This is a genomic window from Sphingomonas sp. SP1 (genome assembly GCF_058313395.1).
Map to the genome: position 1 here is coordinate 437,394 of NZ_JBZFLC010000001.1, position 17,692 is coordinate 455,085.

The window sequence follows — 17,692 nt, forward strand, 5'->3', positions numbered from 1 at the left end:
GGCAATGAACCTCGACCTCGCCGATATCCTCAAGCTCATTGGCGCCGTGCTGCTGATCGTCGCTGGCATCTGGCAATATCGCCGCCGCTCCGGCACGGAGAACAACAGCTATGGCAGCCAGTCGGGCGTGCTGCTGCTGGCAGTCGGCATCATTTTCCTGGTCGTCGCCCTGGGCGGGCTCGAATATCGCCCGACCGCGGCGGAACTCGGCCGATGAGCGGCGGTTCGGCCTTTAATCTCTATTGGGTCGCGGCGGTGTTGCTCGGCGGCGCCGGCATCCTGCTGCTGCTGCTCCCCGTCGGCGCAACCGATCCGCTGCGCCGCCGCAACCGCCGCACGGCGGGCGTCCTGTTCCTCTTCGCCGGCGCGGTGTTCGCCGCCGTTGCCGCCGGGCTCGTGCAAAGGCTGTTGGGGTGAGCGCCGCCAACATCCTGTTCCTGATCGTCGGCGCGTTGGCGACGCTGATCGGCGCGCTGATGTTGACCGCGGCGCTGCGCAATCGCCACGGCGACCAGCGCAAGCATACCGCGCTGCTCATTGCAGGCATGATGGCCCTTGCCTTCGGCCTGGTCCTGGCCGGTTTCGCAATCGCCTACGCGACGACCGAGCCCTATGACTTCAACGAGGGAACAGCATCGTGAGCTATCGGCAGTCGAGCTATGATCCGCTGACCAGAGAACCTACGGTTCCTCCCAGCCGCATGCGCGTCGCCGGCGGTCTCGTCCTGCTCACTCTGGCCGTGGGGCTGATCACAGCCTCGACCAGTATTGGCGCCGACTATGGTCTGGGCGACGCGTTCCGTGACGACGCTCAGTTCGTCGGCATCCTGTTGCTGATCTCTACCGCTCCCTTTTTCTTCGGTACGCCCGCGGATCCCGAGCAACGCCGCCGCCATCGGTGGTGGTCGCGGGTGAGCGGCGCGATCCTCGCCGCCGCCATCCTCGTCGTCCTTTATCCCCATCTGAAGGGACTGCTCGCATGAATATCGCCCTGATCGCGGCCCTGATCGCCATTTTCTGCGCGCTGGTCGCCGTCTTCGCCGCCACCCGCAATCGCGGCCCTCGCGTTACCACCATCGAAACCCGCTCAACCGACGACAAGACCGGAGACCGCTGATGTCCCTCCTCGAAGCCCGCAAGCAGTACAAGCCGTTCGAATACCCCTGGGCGTTCGAATTCTGGAAGCGGCAGCAGCAGATCCACTGGATGCCGGAGGAAGTGCCGCTGGGCGAGGATTGCCGCGACTGGGCGCAGAAGCTTAGCCCCCACGAACGCAACCTGCTCACCCAGATCTTCCGCTTCTTCACCCAGGCCGACGTCGAGGTGCAGGACTGCTACCACGACAAGTACGGCCGCGTGTTCAAGCCGACCGAGATCAAGATGATGCTGACCGCATTCTCCAACATGGAAACGGTGCACATCGCGGCCTACAGCCACCTGCTCGACACTATCGGCATGCCCGAAAGCGAATACAGCGCCTTCCTCCAGTACAAGGAGATGAAGGACAAGCACGATTATCTGTCGACCTTCGGCGTCGACACGGACGAGGACATTGCCAAGACGCTGGCCATGTTCGGCGGCTTCACCGAAGGGCTGCAGCTGTTCGCCAGCTTCGCCATGCTGATGAACTTCCCGCGCTTCAACAAGATGAAGGGCATGGGCCAGATCGTCAGCTGGTCGGTCCGCGACGAGAGCCTGCACTGCGAAGGCATCATCAAGATGTTTCACACCTTCGTGAAGGAACGCGATTGTCTGACCGCGCGGGTCAAGGACGACATCATCGAGGCCTGCCAGAAGACGGTCCGGCTGGAGGACGCCTTCATCGACCTGGCGTTCGAAATGGGCCCGGTCGAGGGCATGACCCCCAAGGCGATCAAGAAGTACATCCGCTATATCGCCGACTGGCGCCTGGGCCAGCTTGGCTTCCAGCCGATCTACATGGTCGACGAGCACCCGCTCCCCTGGCTCGCCCCGCTGCTGAACGGCGTCGAGCACGCCAACTTCTTCGAAACCCGCGCCACGGAATATTCCAAGGCCGCGACCAAGGGCGACTGGAACAGCGTCTGGGACAACTTCGACCGCCGCATGAAGGCCAAGGCCGGTGGGGTCGAGGCCGCCAACGAGGGCGATGGCGAGGGTGGTCTGTTCGAGGCGGCCGGGGTGGCGGCGGAGTAGGGACTTGTTCTCCGCCCATTCGCGCAAAGTTCAATATGTCAGAGGTCACTGACTGCTCCGTTCGTCACGTGACCTCGCAAGACCACCGCTGATGAGCGATCCTTTGTGAGTGCTACTGCATCGGGAGGAAAAACAGCGACGAATAATGCAGGCTGTCGTCCATCCACCGCGCCTGCGCTTGCCAGACACCACGAACGCGCGCCACTAGACCAATGCCGCAGCTACCCCAGCGCAGACGGCGGTTACGAGCACGAAAAGGACGGTGGTCGCAGTGAGCGGCTCGCTGGGGTTCTCCGGTCTCTCTTTCCTTTGACGCAGAGCGCAGTCGAGCAGCTGCGGTCCCGCCCAACGGGTACTCCCTACCGCGCGGAGGCCAGCTTCCTGTCGCCGCTCGAACAACTCTCCGGGTCGACATTCGTCCAGACTTTTAAGCCGTCGCCTGCTTTCTCCATTGCCCATCGGTGAACGCGACTCTTCGCTCACGGCAGCACCTCCCGAGCATGGCGCGTCCGCATGCGCTCCTTCTGCTCAGGTGGCTGCGCCGCCAAGTGCCTGTTGCATCCGATATGGCAAAGCCGCAGGTTCTCGACCGCCCACGTCCCGCCAGAGCTTAATGGCAGGACATGCTCGAATGTCGCCGCCTTGCTCATGTTGTGCGGTGGACCGAACCGCATTGAGTGCCCGCACCGCCAACAAAGATTGCGCTGGGCCTCCCGCAGCTTGGGCAAAAGCTCTCGGCGCTTCTGTTTCGCGTGCCACCAACCGGGCATAAACCGCTTGATCCACTTCTTCTTGGCCATTCCGGCGAACATGCAAGGCCGGTCTTAACGAAGCACCAACGTCTTTCACTTAGACATCGCTTGCCGGATCTCCGCAGGGGGAGGACGGCACTTGCTCCGACTGATCGACGATGAAACTGGTGCGACTGCGATAGAGTACGGGTTGATCGCTTCGCTGATCGCATTGGCATGCTTGATGGCTTTCCAAATGCTGGGCCTCAACCTGGCTAACATTTTCAACACGATTGCCCGCGCTCTGGCTGGTCGCTGACGAAGGCCGCCAGGAAGCCAATCCCCTACGCCGGTCCTGTCGCGCCAATAGCGGGCAGGCCGGCCGCCGTTTCGTGCTCTCGACGCGCTCCGCTCCAAGTGCCTGCGCGTTCGCTGACCTTTGCGCAGCCTGCTCGCCTGCCCGCACCCCCTTGTTCCCGCCCTCCGGCGCTGTTAGTGGCCCGGCTCGCCCACGTGGCCGCGCCGCTTTAGCTCAGTTGGTAGAGCACCTCATTCGTAATGAGGGGGTCACAGGTTCGAGTCCTGTAAGCGGCACCATTCCCTGAGCCTGCATCGGCCAGCCAAGTCTCCGCGCCCGACGGACGATGCATGAGAACCCGCTGCGACAATCGACGTTTCGTTCGGCCTTTCGCCTTCGCCAGGCGCCACTGGAGCGTTCACTAAACACGCGCGGCGAATGCTATTCGCAATTGCTTAAGACGTAATGACGTACCGCCTCCAACAGGAGGGCTACATGTCGAAGCGTATCGTGTTCGTTGCTTTCATTGGTGCACTCGGCCTGGCGAGTCCTGGCCGGGCCGATGTCGGGTTCGCGCTTGCGGCACAGGTTCGGGAGCTTTGCGGCATCGACCGGGTTACCGTGTCCGCAGGTCGTCAGCCGACCGTCGTGGTGCACTCCCGATGCAATGCCGACGCATACCGGCTGACCTTCGTCGACTTGCCGGAGAACGCACGGATCGAGGCGGTTCAGGGGAACGCGAAGGACGCTCTGGTGAAGGGCGCGTCGATCATCGTGCAGTCGCGTCGGCCGGGTTTTCAGACCGCTGTCGTGAAGTTCGGGCGGGATGTCGATCCGGCCTTGCTCAACCGGATCAGCCTGGAAGTTTTCTGACCGGCGGTCCCTCAATAGGGAATGAATTCCAGAACGATCGTGTCGCGATATTTGCCGGCGAACTTTCCGGTTTGTGGCTCGATCGTAACTTTCAGATTGTCGACCTGGGTCGACATCCCTTGATAGCCGCGGGCGACGTTGGTCGGCCCCGCGGTAAGGTTGATCGGCGAGCCGTTGTATCGCGCCACATAGGGAATCGCACCCAGCCCATCCCCGTCTTCATGGACAAGCACGCCCCGATTCAGGGACGTCGCGCGGATCTGAATTGCGGAGTTGGTGAGATAATAGATGCTGCTGCTTCGCTCCGCGCCCTGTGAAACCTCGCCAAAGGACAAGGTCTTCGTCGTTGCGCCATTTTCGGCCGCGAACCGGAATGATGGTTCCACAATCAGCCGGGCAACGATCGGGACGGGCGCCGCATCGCCGACCTGGACGACCAAATTGGCGTCGTAAGAGCCTGCCCGCACGAACTGCCCGGCGGGAGCGGCGAACAGATCGACGCTGACCGTGCGGCCCTCCGTGATGTCCTTGCGAGCATTGCCATTGAGGTCGATCCGCGACGGCCGCGGTCCTTCGACCTGACTGCTGTTGATCAGCGTGTGTTGCAGCTGCGCGTCCGCGTAGCGGAAGCGGAAGTCCGCTCCGTCTGCCGACAGGATGCGAACGGGCGTGTTCTGACAATTCTTGGCAAGGCCAGTGGTCGTGGAGGAAAGGGCAAGTCGCACGATCCCGCCCGCGATGTTGGCAGGATCGTAAGCAGTGCTGCCGGTCTGGACCACGTGGATGCCGTAGGTGCACTCGCCGGCCCGTGCGGGATCGGATGCGATGCCCAACACGGCAACAGCGGCAAACGGCAGGAGTTTCTGAATCACGGGGCTTCCTCCAGTCTGATGGTGCCCAGGTCGATCACAGCCGGCGCGTCCTCCGGAACCGTGAAGCGGTGCCGGTAACGTTCCTCGAAAAGGATCTCGTACTGCCCTGGGCCAAGGTTACTCAGGACGGCGCGGCCTTCCCCGTTGGTGAAGATGGCGGTTGCCGGCCCCTTGCCTCCTTGAAGTCGCCCGTATCGGAGCGATAGCGGCCGTCCGTCCGGGAGGGTTAGGTTGGCAAGGGCGCTGCGGTACTCGTCGGTTCCGATCTCGATCGCATGGCCGGTGTAGGCGCCCGTGTCGGTCGCATATTTCCCCGCGCCGACGTCGTAGCCAATTGGCGGGTCTAGCATGTTGAAGGTGATGGTGTCGGGACGATAAGGTGCGACCTGCGACACGATGCCGGGTCCGAAACCATTGATTTGCGCAACGCGCCGTCCGGTGCCGCTGCTGAACAGATCGATCGGAGTTCCAGCGAGCGATTGGTGACGCGACACGAGCGCGAAGCCCCGCCCGGGATCGCGGCCGATACCGAACCGGCCGTCGGCAAAGGCGATGCCACTTTGCGCGCGCAAGGTGAGGCGCGTCTGGCTGCCGTCTTCGCGCGAGAATAGGCGGGCGGCCGATCCTTCGACTTCGAAGCGTGACCCGGCAAAACGGGACCGGGCGGACAGGTCGGTGCCGAGGCGATCGCGGGCAATGGCCGCGGAATAGTCGAACTCGGGAATGTCCAGATCGCGCCTGCGCCTGATCTCGGCCCGGCCGACCCCTTGCGCGGGATCGGCAGCAGCGGTGAGCAGGTGATTGCGCCCGATCGGCAAAGACAGGGTGAGCAGGACGCCGCTGTCGCTTTTTCCGTCCGAGCGGCGGGCGAAGCGGCCGGTGGCGGTTACGAAAAAGCGATCGAAGTTGGCCTGCAGGCCGGCAAAGGCCGACCAGCTTGCTCCGCCTTCACCATAGCGCTGGAACAGGCTTCCGCCCATGCTGGCCGAAAGCTTTTCGCTCAGGTCGAAGCGATAGTCGGCCGCCAGCTCGATCTTGGTCCGGTCGGCGATGCCGAAGGTGGAGAGCGTCCGAAAACCGGACGTGCGCAGGTCCGCGCGGAGGTTGAACTGACCGTTGCGTTCCGACTGGCCAAAGGGATCGCCACGATAGTCCAGCGTGATTGCGCCGCCCGTCCCCGCATCGCTTCGAGCAACCGAGCCGCTGGCGACGACGAGACCACCGAACGCCGAAAGCGCAAGGTCGAGCCCAGCATTCTGGTAGGCCGAGGTAAAGGCCAGGTGGCCACCCGCAGTCAGCCGATTGGTGATTCCTCGTGCGTAGCTGCCGACCAGCGCCGGCTTGCGCGAATAGCGGAGGTTGCCGAATTCCGCATTGCGCAGAACCCCGGCCGCGACCGAAAACTCGCTCAGCCCTGCTGCTAGCAGTTCCAGGTCGTTGCCGAGCGAGAAGCTGTCGAGTTCCCGGCGTCCAAAGCTGTCCTCGATGATGATGCTGATGTTCGACGACAGGGACAGGGCGGGAATGTCGCGCAGATCGACCGGTCCGGGTTGCACGTCCAGCGTCCGGACAAGGGCGCCATTGGAGTAAATCTCGATCCGCGACGGACGCTCGACGACAAAAGAGCGGCTGCCGGTCGGACGCACGTTCCGAAGCGGCTGGAGATCTTCGTAGCGGCGATCGATCCCGAAGCCGGCCAGTTGCACATCCCCAATCAGGCGCGGCACCGCGGGGAGCAGGTCACCCGCCGAATAGCGGAGCACCCGCTTCAGGTCGTCCTTGAATGCGATCACCCGACCGCGCTCGAACTGCCGATCTTCCCCGGACAGCCGAAGCGCGCCGCTGTAGAGCAGATAATAGCCGCCCTTACCGCCCAGGTTTGCGAACCCCGCGCCCTCGATCGCGGTCGCCGAGCGGTCAGAGGTGCCGATATCGCGCAAATGGGTGACAGCGGCAGTAAAACCGGCCGAGAAGCCGGCCGCTGGTGCCGGGTCCCCACTCATCTCCCTCGACCCGGAGGAGAGATCGACCTGCACTGCGGCGCGGCTCGAGACCGACAGGTCGATGGCGATTGCGAGCCTGGAAAGATCGAACCGCGCCGCAACGCCCAGGTTGGCAAGTTCGGCAACGGGAACATCGGCGCCACCCCGTGAGCGCAGCGCTTCAATGATTTCGGGCCGCGCGAGGCCGGTCAGTGCCTGCGCCAGGTCGGCCGAGTCGATGGCGATCAGCGTCTCGCCACTGATTTGCGCATCGATCGTGGCACCCGGTCGAGAGTCGATCACCGCGGGCAGGTCGATACGCGTCACGTCAGTCGCGGCAAGACCGCTCGCAGCTATGGTCGAGGCGTCGGCGGCGGACGCCAGCGCGGACGTGCAAAGCAGCAGCGGGCAGGCCGCGAGAAGACGCCGGCGAGTCATGTTCGATCTCAGCGGGTGCGGTCGATCAATTCGACGGACTGGACCGAACCCGCGCTTAGCCCTTGCAGCGGCACCACGAAGTCGCGCGTGCTGTTTGGCGGCACGATCGGCTTGTCGATCAACTTTGCCAGTTCGTCGGGCTCGATGGTCTTGGTGGCGCCGTCGGCTGTGCGGTAGCGGAGCGCGCGGCCCGTTGTGAAGCCGTAGGCGTTTCCGCTGTTCACGAGGGAGAAGCGGAGCTCGTTCGGCAAGGAGGCGGGCTGTTGAACCTGCAGGCGCGGCTCGGCCCGGGGGGGGTCGACGTAGACTGCGACCCCGAAGTTATAGGCAAAGCGGACCCCCGAAAAGCCGGACTTGATCACCGGCACTTCTGCGATCTGAATCACATAGGAGTCGCTAACGGAGGTCACCGGCGCGCCGCGATATTGAATGCGCACGGCCTGTGATCGCTTGGGTGCGACCCGGCCCTGCAGTGGAAAGGCGGTGAAATCGCTATCGACCGGCTCAAGCGTCTGGCTTCCGTCTCGGGCCACTTTGCGGCGGAACGTCTTCACCTCAAACAAGAGTTCCTCGTCGCGGGTGTTATTGACCGAGATGGTCGAGGAGAGCCGTCCCTGCGAGGGCGAAAGAAAGATCCGCAGCGGGCTGACTTCGTAAGCATGAGCAGCGTTAGGCAGCAGCAATGCGGCCAGGGCCGCAGCCAGGCAGGTCAGCAGATGTCGCATGTCGTCCCCCGGTACGCGTAATGGCTTGGCCAGTGGCCAGCAGTTCAGTCCTGCAAAAAGGGCGGGACCAGATGCCCCGCCCTTCTCTGTTGGAAAAATGACCGATTAGTTAGCGGTTACCGAGATCGTCACGGTATCCGTATATTCGCCTGCGAACACGGTGGTGCCCGGCGCATTGTTGGCGTTCGCATTGACGTTGTACACGCCGTTGACGCGGAAGGTCACGCCGCCGGTCTGGCCGCTGAGGAACGCCGGCGAACCACCAAAGCTCTGGACTTTGCTCGAAGCGAGGCTCTGATAGGCGAAGCCCAGCCCGTTGCCGCCGCCATGCGTCATCTCGAACCCGATCGAGTTATTGGCATCGCCGTTCGAACCAGCGCGAACCAGCTTGCCCTGATTGGCCGAGCTGATCGTGCGGGTGAACCCGGCGGCCGAGTTGCAGCGGTAGGACGCGCTGCCGGCGGGCACAACAACCTGCGCAGTGTCTGCGACCGTAGCGAGGTCGCCGAACGGCACGGCAACGGTGTTGCCCTGGTAGTTGAACACGCCGCAGATCGAACCGACGTCGGCGTCCAGGTTATAGGTCAGCGTGTTGTCGGCCAGCGCGGGGGTCGAGACGAACGACAGCGCGGCTGCGCCGATGAGAAGCTTCTTCATGAATGAATTTCCGTTCCGTGTGTGAGACCGGAGCAGCGGCATGGAATATGCCCGACGAGAGTTTTCCTCCCCCCGAACCGCCTCTGCCCCAGAAGCGGCGGTTAACAAACGGTTAAGGGATGGGAACATCGATTCGCTACCCGTAGTTTTTACGGAATGTTAAGAATTTGGGTTAAGCGTCCCGCGATGGGACGATCGATCCGGCCGGGGAAGGCCGCGTCTTTTGGCGCCACCTCCGCGCACACCGACCTTCGTCCGTAGCAACCAATCGCGAGACCGTTCGCTTCTCTTGTTCCCCACACGTCTCAATCCGGGAGCCGGGTTTTGCGAATCATGTCCATTGCACTCGGCGGATGCCTGCGCCCGCCGCCGATACCGCTCGGGATCACCGAGGACAGCGGCGGCCACCTCACTTATCTGTGGGGCGCGGCCGAGGCGCTGGCCGCACGCGACGATGTCGTCGATGTCGAGTTGGTCACCCGCCTGTTCGACGATCCCCGTCTTGGCGCGGATTACACCCAGCCGCTGCAGGCCTGCGGGGACAAGTTGCGGATTCGCCGGATCGACAGCGGGGACCGCCGGTACCTGTCCAAGGATGCCGCGACCGCCGATCGTCCCGCATTCATCGCCGCATTGCTCGCCGACCTTTCGGCGCGCGAGGTCCTGCCCGACATCGTTCACGCCCATTTCGCCGATGCCGCAGAAGCGGCCATCGCGATCCGCGACCGCTTCGGCATTCCTTTCATCTATACCGCGCATTCGCTGGGCATCGACAAGGCCGACCATGTCGCGGCAGGCGCCGACCTGCATTCTCGGATCGGGTTCGAGGACCGGGCCATTGCCAGCGCCGATGCGATCATCGCCTCGTCTCGCGACGAGGTGGAACGGCAGCTCATGCGCTATCCGTCCGCCGACGCGTCGAAGATTCATCGCGTCTCGCCCGGGGCTGGGCTGCATCATCCCCGTGTGGCCGACCCTGCACGGGCAATGGCACTGACCGCGCCCTTCCTCCGCGACCCCACCAAGCCGATCATCCTGGCGATTGCCCGCCCCGTCCACAAAAAGAACCTCGGCCGACTGGTCGAGCTCTACGGTCGTTCCCCGGCCCTTCGCGAGACGGCCAATCTCGTGATCGTTGCCGGGCTGCGCGACGCGCCGGACAGCGGGGAACGGGAGCAGCGTGAGGTTATCGCCGGGCTGCTCGACGGTCTCGATCGCTACGATCTCCACGGGATGCTCGCCTTGCCCAAACGGCATGAGCAATCCGACATTGCCTCCTTCTATGCCTATGCCCGCGAAAGCCGCGGCCTGTTCGTAAACCCGGCGGTGACCGAGCCTTACGGGCTGACCTTGACGGAGGCGGCGCTGCACGGCGTGCCGGTGGTAGCAACCTGCCATGGCGGTGCAGCCGACATTGTTGCGGAACTCGGCCACGGGATCAGCGCCGATCCGGCCGACGGGCAAGGCTTTGTCGAGGCAATGCAGACCATGCTTGGCGACCGCGCGGCCTGGATCGCCGCAGCGAGGTCCGGCCAGGCTCGCGTCCAGGCCCATAGCTGGGAACGTTATGCCGAGCAGTTCGTGACCATCGCCAGGGGCGTCCGCGCTCCTCTGGGCGTGGTTCGTCGCGGCCGCGACCTGCTGCTTTCGGATATCGACGGAACGCTGACGGGATGCCGTGACGGCGCGAAGCGCCTGCAGGAAGCCCTAGCCCGCGATCCGCAGCGCCTGTTCGGAATCGCAACCGGCCGTTCGCTCCAGGAAGCACAGCGGATCCTGCGCGAATGGCATTACCCTGATCCGACGGTCCTGATCACGTCGGTCGGTTCGGAAATCTACTGGCGGCATGGCCATCGCCTTGCGTTCGACGAATGCTTCGCCGGATATCTTTCTGATGGCTGGAAGCCGGAACTGGTGCGCAGGGCGCTGGCTGACCTCGACGGGCTGACCCCACAGCCTCCGGTGGAGCAGCGGCGTCACAAGATCAGCTATTTCGCGACCGGCGCTGACATTGCCACGAACGTCGAGCGGCGCCTTGCCAGCCAAGGTCTCGCGGCCCGGGTGATTCACAGCCACGGCAACCTTCTCGACGTGCTTCCCCGTCGAGGTGGCAAGGCCGCGGCGATGCGCTGGGTCGCCGAGCAACTGGGCTTGCCGCTAACAGCCGTGTTCGCAGCGGGCGACAGCGGAAACGACCGGGACATGCTCGAACACTGTCCGCGTGCGATTTTGGTCGCCAATCACTGCCCGACGATCGCCGACCTCGCCGGGCGGACCAATGTCTACCTCGCCGGCGCGTCCCACGCAGGCGGTATCGTGGAAGCGCTCGAACGATTCGACCGCGCCGACGCGCAGGGATTGCTTGCGGCATGAGGAACGCGATCGGATATTTCGTCCATCATCAGGGTCGCGGTCACGCCGAACGCGCGGCAGCGCTGGTTCACGCGCTTGGTCCCGACACGCCGGTGACCCTCTTCTCAGCGCGTGACGACATCTTTCCGCCTTTGCCCAACTGGGCGCATGTGCAGCGTCTGCCGTCCTTGTTCGAAGCGGCCACGGATGTGCCGAATGGTCTTGCCCATGTTCGAACACCGCCGACACTTCATTGTGCCCCGCTCGGCTGGACCCAGATTACCGATGCAGTCGCGACGCTGACGCACTGGTTCCACGACGCACGCCCGGCGCTATTCATCAGCGACGTCTCGGCCGAGCTGGCCCAGCTTTCCCGCATCGCCTCGATCCCCTGCGTGCCGGTATTGCAGCATGGCGATCGTGACGATACCGGCCACATGGCAGCGTATGAGAGCGCGATCGGCATATTGGCCCCTTATGCCGCCGAACTGGAACAGCCGGGCCGCCCCGACTGGATGCGGGACCTCATCTTCCATGCCGGCGGGCTGGGGGTGGAAGCGAAGGCGATCGACAAGGCCGCGGCGCGGGCCGCGCTTGGCATCGCAGACGATCGGGAAATGGTGCTCGTCATTGCCGGCGGCGGTGGCGAGGGCACCCCGGCGCCGCCGCTCAGCCTGGGGGCGCGGGCCGAGCCGGACAGTCTGTGGATCACCATCGGATCCGTCACCGAGGCCTGGCACGACACACCCCCCGCCAATCTGCGGCACCAGGGCTGGGTAGAGGATGCAAGCCGCTGGGTCGCGGCCGCCGACCGGATCGTATCGTCTGCCGGCAATACCACCGTTCACATGGTCGCCGCGGCCGGCCGGCCATGGATCGTGGTCCCCGAATGGCGCTATTTCGACGAGCAGCGCTGGAAAGCGCGGATGCTTGGCGAGGCCGGGGCGGCCGTCTTCGCCGACGGCTGGCCGGCCAGTGCCGCCGCCTGGAGCAGGCTATGGGAGCAGGCTCGCGGCCTCGATCTCAGGCGACAAAAGGCGCTGGTCGACCCGCAGGCGGCCAATCGCACAGCCGCGTGGCTGCGTCGCCTGATGGTCCGATCGTGGGGGGCCGAACCGCGATCCGAACCGCTGTTGCGCGCGGTGACGGCCTCGTGAGCGCACCGATCAGCGTTTGCACGCTTGGATCCGGGCGCGACGCGCATCTCCGCAACCTGGTGGCAGGACTGGCCTCAAGCCGCCTGCAACCTGCCGAACTGGTGATCGGGGTGATGCAGGAGGAGCCCTACAGTCTGCCGGACACGCCCTTCCCCGTTCGCCAATATGTGCTGGGTAGCGGCAGGCTGACGTTGGCGGCGGCCCGCAACCGGGCAGCCACCGAGGCCGAGAACGATCGGCTGATCTTTCTTGATATCGATTGCATCCCCGACCCCTCGCTGGTCGCCGATTATCAGGCGCGGATGGATTGCGCCGACGGCATTCTGATGGGCGAGGTGCTCTACCTGCCGAAAGGCGCGACCGATCATGGCTTGGATTTCGCGGCATTTTCCAGGCTGGGGGTGAAGCATAGCGAGCGATCGGGCCCTCCCGATACGCCGATCGGTGTCTGCACCGACTATCGCTGCTTCTGGTCGCTCAACTTCGCCATGAGGCGATCCGAATTCCTGGGCCTTGGCGGGTTCGACGAAGGCTATGTCGGGTATGGCGGTGAAGACACCGACTTCGGTCGCACTGCGGCCGAAGCTGGCCTCCCCTTTCACTGGACACGGGGCGCCCGTGCCTATCATCAATATCACCCCCACCACATGCCGCCGGTGCATCACCTCGACAGCGTGCTGGCCAATGCCCATCGCTTTCGCGACAAATGGGGGCATGTGACCATGGACCATTGGCTGAAAGCGTTCACGCTGATGGGCCTCGTCGAACAACAGGGCGAAAACTTCGTCCGGCGGCGCGATCCGGTGGAGGCCGACCTGGCTTTGACCAGGCAGCAGGCCGACCAGCCCTATGCCAGCAGTTCGCGGGTCCTGGCGCAACTCGAGGCGGCGGCCAAGCCTGCGGTCGCCGAGGCGTAGGCCGCGCCGTACCGGGCGATCATGGCCTGGACGGTGAAATGCCGCTCCACCCGCTGGCGGGGCACTGTGCGGGCGACCTTCACCGCCCGGCAAACCGCTCCCGGCAGGGCGGCCACGCTGTCGACGACGGCGCCGGCCTCTCCAACCACTTCGGGAATCGCTCCCCGGGCGAGGCCGGCTACGGGCACCCCGCACGCCATGGCCTCGACCATCGTCAGGCCGAACGGTTCGTCCCACATCGGCGTGGCGATCATCACGGAGGCCTGCTGAACCGCCGTCGTCAATGCCGCGCCTGACAGGTGGCCGAGGTAGCGATGCGGGCCGCGCAGGCGGACCCGCACCTCGGCCCAATAGTCGCGGCAGTCGATTGGCCCGATGATGTCCAGCGGCACGCCGGCCTCCTCTGCGGCGGCGATGGCCTCCAGCGTCCCCTTGGTCGGGGTGATCCGTCCTACCCAGATGGCACGTCCCTCGCTTGCTGGCGCAAAGGGCCAGCGATCGATAGCGATGCCGTTCCAGGCGACGCGGGGCTCGACTGCCGGCCAGAGATGCCTTTGCTGCTCCGAGCATATTGTGAATTGCTGCCAGGGCGTCGCGGCATTGCGGGCGACGGCGTCAGCAAGGACTTCGAACGGAGGGATGTGCAGCGACGTCACCATGGCGATGCCGTCGCGGGTCGCCCAATCGAGCAGGTCCGGAAACAGGGAATTGTTATGGACGAGGTCGAACCCGCCCGTGAGAATGTCATCCCAGCAGCGGCGATACGCGCGGCCCAGCCATTCGCGTAGCGTCGAAGTGCCATGCCACACCGCCCAGGGCAGCTCCTTTTCGTACGAAGCATCGGCGACGGCGCGAACGGGAAGGTCACCCGCACTGTCCCCGCTGGCAAACAGCGTGACATCGTGCCCCGCCGCCACCAGGCCGCGGGTCAGGGTTTCGCAATGCGCCTCCATGCCTCCCATGAAGGGGGCGGCTATGGGGTGGCGAAGGTGCGCGATCACGGCGATCCGCAGGGGCTTGGCTTGGAGGGGAGAGGGCATCTCCTGGCTGAACCGGACGGATATTTGATTGTTCCAACAGACGGGACTCTTCGGCCCGCAAATCCGGAAGATCACCGTCCCGTATCGCCGCCCCGCCGCCAGCGATGGAATTTCTCCACCCACTTTAAAAGCGTCTCCGGCTTGTGGGCTTTCTTCCACTCGCCGGCGGCATATTTGTTCGCCTCGGTCATCGTCGGATAGGCGTGGATCGTGCCGAGCAGCTTGTTGAGGCCAATGCCATGCTTCATCGCGAGGACATATTCGGCCAGCATCTCGCCCGCCCCTGACGCGACGATCGTCGCCCCGAGGATGCGGTCCTTGCCGGGCTGGACGAGCAATTTGACGAATCCTGCCCGGGCGCCTTCCGCTACGGCCCGGTCGAGGTGGCCGATGTCAAAGCGCACCACCTCGAACGGCACATTCTCCTCGGCCGCGCTTGCCTCGGTAAGGCCGACATGCGCGACCTCGGGATCGGTGAAGGTGGTCCAAGGGATGACCCGGTAATCGGCTCGGAAGCTGCGGAAGGTGCCGAACAGGGCGTTGACCGCGGCGTACCAGGCCTGGTGGGCGGCGAAATGCGTGAACTGGTAGGGGCCGGCGACATCGCCGCAGGCATAGATGTTGGGAAAGACCGTCTGCAGCCGCTCGTTCAGTGCAAGCGGGCGGTCGGTGTCGATGCCGAGCGTTTCGAGCCCGTATCCCTTGAGCCTCGGGTGGCGGCCGACGGCAACGACGATGTCATCGAACGGCAGCGCGACCTCCCCTTCGTCGCTTTGAACGATCAGGGTCTTGCCTTCGCAGCGGTGCGCCTGGTGTCCGGTCAGTACGGTCACGCCGTCTTGGCGGAGCGCGTCTCGAATCAATTCCGAAGCCTCGACATCGTCCTTCGGCAGGATGCGCGGGCCGCCCTCGACCAGGGTGACCGCTGATCCAAGGCGCGCAAAGGATTGCGCCAGCTCGGCCCCGATCGGACCGCCACCGACGATCACCAGCCGATCTGGCACCCGGTCGCGCGTGGCCATGGCGTCCCACAGCGTTTCGCTGGTCAGCGCGCCCGACGCCTCGAGGCCGGGGATGTCGGGCAGGACCGGCTCACCACCGGCAGCGATCACGATCGCGCGGGTCGTAAGTCGCGACTTGCCGCCGCCCTGCTCCGCAATCTCCACCGTCCACGGGTCGACGATCGTCGCATGACCGATGCGCACGTCGACGCCCAGGCCGGTGAAACGCTCGACGCTGTCGGCGGGCTCAATGGTGGTGATCACGTCCCGGATGCGCCGCATGACCGCCGGAAAGTCGACGGTCGGCTCAACGGACAGGATCCCGAAGTCTCCCGCGCGGCGCAGGTCGTGGGCGGCACGTGCGCTGCGGATCAGCGCCTTCGAGGGCACGCAGCCGGTGTTGAGGCAGTCGCCCCCCATCCGGTGCGCTTCGACCAGCGTCACCTTGGCCCGGACGGTCGCACCGATGAAGGCGGTCACCAGTCCCCCTGCTCCGGCGCCGATCACCACCAAGTTGCGGTCGAAACGCCTGGGCTTTTGCCATGCCGTGTAGATGCGGCGACGCTTGACCAGCCCGATCAGCCATTTGGCGACGAGTGGAAACAGCCCGAGAAGGACGAAGGAGCCGATCAGCGCGGGCGACAGGATGTCGGACGTACCCTTGATCCTGGCGAGCTGCGTCCCGGCATTCACGTAAACGATCGTGCCCGGCAGCATCCCAATCTGGCTGACCAGGTAGAAGACCGGCAGCCGGATCGCCGTCAGCCCCATCGCCAGGTTGATGAGGAAAAAGGGAAAGGCGGGGATCAGCCGCAGGGTCAGGAGATAAAAGGCGCCGTCCTGCTGGATGCCGCGATCGATTCCGGCCGTTCGCCGGCCGAAGCGCGCCGTCACCCAGTCGCGTAGCAGGTAGCGGGAGGACAGAAACGCCAGGCTCGCCCCGATGGCGCTTGCAAACGACACGATCAGGGTGCCGAGCCACAGTCCAAAGATCGCGCCCGCCGCCAGGGTCAGGATTGCCGCGCCCGGAAGCGATAATGCGGTCGCCGCGACATAGAGAAGAAAGAAACCACCAATCACCATCAGCGGGCGTTCGCTGAGCAAGTCGGCAAGGCCGGCCTGCCGCGCCTTGAGGCTGTCGAGCGTCAGGTAGGTATGAAGGTCGAACAGGAAAAAGGCTGCGATCGCCCCGACCAGGATCATGAGGAGGCCAAGCCTGCCCGCCAGCGCGCCGCGTCCCCTGTGGCTTGGCATCGGCACTACCGCTCCCCATCTTCGCTGCCTGGCGCGAACCCGGCCGCCGCACTCTCCATGCTCTCGCGTAGGGCATCGAAGCCTGCCCGGGTCAAGCAAGGCTGAAGGGCAGTATGGACACGCACATGACGAAGCGAGGCTTTCTGGGCGGTTCCTTGACGGCGCTTGGCGGCCTGCTTGCGGGCTGCGGCTCGTCCGAGGCCAAGCCGACGTTCGAGGTCACCCGGTCGACCGACGAATGGCGACGCACCTTGTCGCCCGCGGCCTTCGCGGTTCTTCGCGAGGAGCAGACCGAACGGCCCCGTTCGAGCCCGCTGAATGCGGAAAAGCGGCGCGGAATCTACGCCTGCGCCGGCTGCGCGCTGCCGCTCTACCGGTCCGAGAGCAAGTATGAGAGCGGTACCGGCTGGCCGAGCTTCTTCGCGCCCATCCCCAGCGCAGTCCGGACCCGGCCCGACGGCTTCGGACCGTTCAAGCGCACGGAGGTCCATTGCCGCCGCTGCGGTGGGCACCTCGGCCATGTCTTCGACGATGGGCCGCCGCCGACCGGCAAGCGATACTGCATGAACGGCGCCGCGATGACGTTCCGTGCGGCATAGCCGGCGCACCGTGACGGCCGGACGCCTGGCCGCGGCCGCCCTTGTCGCTTCCTTGTCGGCATGCGGAAGCGAGCCGGCGCCGGCGGAGTCCGCGCCGAGCGGACAGCGGGCGACCGCGATTTTCGCGGGCGGCTGCTTCTGGTGCACCGAAAGCGACTTCGACAAAATCCCCGGCGTGGTGTCCACCGTCTCGGGCTACACCGGGGGCCGGACCCGCAATCCGACCTATGAGCAGGTATCGGCCGGCGATACCGGGCATATCGAGGCGGTGCGGGTGACCTACGATCCGGCGAAGGTCAGCTACGGCCAGCTGGCGGCCCGCTTCATGCGGACGATCGACCCGCTGGATGCGGGCGGAAGCTTCTGCGATCGCGGCTATCAGTACCGTTCCGCCTTTTTCGTCGCCAACGCGGCCGAGCGGCGGGTCGCCGAGGCGGCCAAGGCCCGTAGCGCGCAGCTACTAGGCAAGCCGGTCGCGACCCTGGTGCTTCCGGCGTCGGCCTTCACGCCGGCCGAGGAGTATCATCAGGACTATTACAAGAAGAACCCGATCCGCTATCGCTTCTATCGCTCACGCTGCGGGCGAGACGCGCGCCTGGCCGAAGTGTGGGGCGGCCGCTAG

20 protein-coding genes and 1 tRNA gene are annotated in these 17,692 nt (G+C 65.0%); 14 read left to right on the top strand and 7 right to left on the bottom strand.

The window, feature by feature from the left end; translation table 11 throughout:
* The first annotated feature begins 4 nt into the window (after window positions 1–4).
* The 6 genes from AC4GYS_RS02285 to AC4GYS_RS02310 are packed head-to-tail and all read left to right on the top strand — an operon-like array spanning window position 5 to window position 2,174.
* Window positions 5–217 (top strand): hypothetical protein, encoded by a 213-nt coding sequence (locus tag AC4GYS_RS02285; protein WP_491107490.1) that lies wholly within the window; start codon window positions 5–7, stop codon window positions 215–217.
* Window positions 214–417, top strand: a complete 204-nt coding sequence (locus AC4GYS_RS02290; RefSeq protein ID WP_491107491.1) for a hypothetical protein — start codon at window positions 214–216, stop codon at window positions 415–417. The genes AC4GYS_RS02285 and AC4GYS_RS02290 overlap by 4 nt, the downstream gene beginning before the upstream one ends.
* Entirely contained in the window at window positions 414–641 is a 228-nt protein-coding gene (locus tag AC4GYS_RS02295) for a hypothetical protein (protein WP_491107492.1), read from the top strand. The genes AC4GYS_RS02290 and AC4GYS_RS02295 overlap by 4 nt, the downstream gene beginning before the upstream one ends.
* Window positions 638–982, top strand: a complete 345-nt coding sequence (locus AC4GYS_RS02300) for a hypothetical protein (protein ID WP_491107493.1) — start codon at window positions 638–640, stop codon at window positions 980–982. The genes AC4GYS_RS02295 and AC4GYS_RS02300 overlap by 4 nt, the downstream gene beginning before the upstream one ends.
* Window positions 979–1,116: a hypothetical protein gene (locus AC4GYS_RS02305; protein WP_491107494.1), complete on the top strand. Its 138-nt coding sequence runs from the start codon at window positions 979–981 to the stop codon at window positions 1,114–1,116. The genes AC4GYS_RS02300 and AC4GYS_RS02305 overlap by 4 nt, the downstream gene beginning before the upstream one ends.
* The gene (locus AC4GYS_RS02310) at window positions 1,116–2,174 is read left to right on the top strand and encodes a ribonucleotide-diphosphate reductase subunit beta (RefSeq protein ID WP_491107495.1); all 1,059 of its coding nucleotides are present in this window, start codon (window positions 1,116–1,118) and stop codon (window positions 2,172–2,174) included. The genes AC4GYS_RS02305 and AC4GYS_RS02310 overlap by 1 nt, the downstream gene beginning before the upstream one ends.
* Window positions 2,175–2,653: 479 nt before the next feature.
* Here the strand turns inward: AC4GYS_RS02310 and AC4GYS_RS02315 are convergent, their stop codons facing one another.
* Entirely contained in the window at window positions 2,654–2,974 is a 321-nt protein-coding gene (locus AC4GYS_RS02315) for an HNH endonuclease (RefSeq protein ID WP_491107496.1), read from the bottom strand.
* Between the two features lie 91 nt (window positions 2,975–3,065).
* On the opposite strand from AC4GYS_RS02315, the gene AC4GYS_RS02320 reads away from it, so the two are divergent.
* The 3 genes from AC4GYS_RS02320 to AC4GYS_RS02330 all read left to right on the top strand — a co-directional run bounded on the left by AC4GYS_RS02320 (window position 3,066) and on the right by AC4GYS_RS02330 (window position 4,076).
* Complete coding sequence (locus AC4GYS_RS02320; protein WP_491107497.1) at window positions 3,066–3,224, top strand: Flp family type IVb pilin; 159 nt, start codon at window positions 3,066–3,068, stop codon at window positions 3,222–3,224.
* A 202-nt stretch (window positions 3,225–3,426) separates the two neighbouring features.
* Window positions 3,427–3,502, top strand: a tRNA-Thr gene (locus AC4GYS_RS02325).
* A 196-nt stretch (window positions 3,503–3,698) separates the two neighbouring features.
* Window positions 3,699–4,076: a hypothetical protein gene (locus AC4GYS_RS02330; protein ID WP_491107498.1), complete on the top strand. Its 378-nt coding sequence runs from the start codon at window positions 3,699–3,701 to the stop codon at window positions 4,074–4,076.
* An 11-nt stretch (window positions 4,077–4,087) separates the two neighbouring features.
* Here AC4GYS_RS02330 and AC4GYS_RS02335 read toward each other — a convergent pair whose 3' ends face one another.
* The 4 genes from AC4GYS_RS02335 to AC4GYS_RS02350 form a co-directional block, all read right to left on the bottom strand.
* The gene (locus AC4GYS_RS02335) at window positions 4,088–4,948 is read right to left on the bottom strand and encodes a hypothetical protein (RefSeq protein ID WP_491107499.1); all 861 of its coding nucleotides are present in this window, start codon (window positions 4,946–4,948) and stop codon (window positions 4,088–4,090) included.
* Complete coding sequence (locus AC4GYS_RS02340; RefSeq protein WP_491107500.1) at window positions 4,945–7,368, bottom strand: fimbria/pilus outer membrane usher protein; 2,424 nt, start codon at window positions 7,366–7,368, stop codon at window positions 4,945–4,947. The genes AC4GYS_RS02335 and AC4GYS_RS02340 overlap by 4 nt, the downstream gene beginning before the upstream one ends.
* A gap of 8 nt (window positions 7,369–7,376) precedes the next feature.
* Window positions 7,377–8,093 carry a fimbrial biogenesis chaperone gene (locus AC4GYS_RS02345; RefSeq protein WP_491107501.1) on the bottom strand — a complete coding sequence of 239 codons (717 nt, stop codon included), beginning with the start codon at window positions 8,091–8,093 and terminating at the stop codon, window positions 7,377–7,379.
* A gap of 105 nt (window positions 8,094–8,198) precedes the next feature.
* Window positions 8,199–8,750, bottom strand: a complete 552-nt coding sequence (locus AC4GYS_RS02350) for a hypothetical protein (RefSeq protein WP_491107502.1) — start codon at window positions 8,748–8,750, stop codon at window positions 8,199–8,201.
* A gap of 333 nt (window positions 8,751–9,083) precedes the next feature.
* Between AC4GYS_RS02350 and AC4GYS_RS02355 the strand changes: the two genes are divergently transcribed.
* From AC4GYS_RS02355 to AC4GYS_RS02365, 3 genes are read left to right on the top strand one after another with little or no spacing between them, the layout of a single operon-like run.
* A complete protein-coding gene (locus AC4GYS_RS02355; protein WP_491107503.1) occupies window positions 9,084–11,123 on the top strand; it encodes an HAD-IIB family hydrolase in 2,040 nt (679 codons plus the stop codon).
* The gene (locus AC4GYS_RS02360) at window positions 11,120–12,259 is read left to right on the top strand and encodes a hypothetical protein (protein WP_491107504.1); all 1,140 of its coding nucleotides are present in this window, start codon (window positions 11,120–11,122) and stop codon (window positions 12,257–12,259) included. The genes AC4GYS_RS02355 and AC4GYS_RS02360 overlap by 4 nt, the downstream gene beginning before the upstream one ends.
* The gene (locus AC4GYS_RS02365; protein WP_491107505.1) at window positions 12,256–13,176 is read left to right on the top strand and encodes a glycosyltransferase family 2 protein; all 921 of its coding nucleotides are present in this window, start codon (window positions 12,256–12,258) and stop codon (window positions 13,174–13,176) included. Before AC4GYS_RS02360 ends, AC4GYS_RS02365 begins: the two co-directional genes overlap by 4 nt.
* Here AC4GYS_RS02365 and AC4GYS_RS02370 read toward each other — a convergent pair.
* Together AC4GYS_RS02370 and AC4GYS_RS02375 are read right to left on the bottom strand one after the other, a co-directional pair.
* The gene (locus AC4GYS_RS02370; RefSeq protein WP_491107506.1) at window positions 13,107–14,216 is read right to left on the bottom strand and encodes a glycosyltransferase; all 1,110 of its coding nucleotides are present in this window, start codon (window positions 14,214–14,216) and stop codon (window positions 13,107–13,109) included. The two genes, AC4GYS_RS02365 and AC4GYS_RS02370, sit on opposite strands and share 70 nt — an antisense overlap.
* A 71-nt stretch (window positions 14,217–14,287) precedes the next feature.
* The gene (locus AC4GYS_RS02375) at window positions 14,288–16,471 is read right to left on the bottom strand and encodes a dihydrolipoyl dehydrogenase family protein (RefSeq protein ID WP_491107507.1); all 2,184 of its coding nucleotides are present in this window, start codon (window positions 16,469–16,471) and stop codon (window positions 14,288–14,290) included.
* Window positions 16,472–16,596: 125 nt separating this feature from the next.
* Between AC4GYS_RS02375 and msrB the strand changes: the two genes are divergently transcribed.
* Window positions 16,597–17,070: a peptide-methionine (R)-S-oxide reductase MsrB gene (msrB, locus tag AC4GYS_RS02380; protein WP_491107508.1), complete on the top strand. Its 474-nt coding sequence runs from the start codon at window positions 16,597–16,599 to the stop codon at window positions 17,068–17,070.
* Window positions 17,060–17,692 (top strand): peptide-methionine (S)-S-oxide reductase MsrA, encoded by a 633-nt coding sequence (msrA, locus tag AC4GYS_RS02385; RefSeq protein WP_491107509.1) that lies wholly within the window; start codon window positions 17,060–17,062, stop codon window positions 17,690–17,692. The genes msrB and msrA overlap by 11 nt, the downstream gene beginning before the upstream one ends.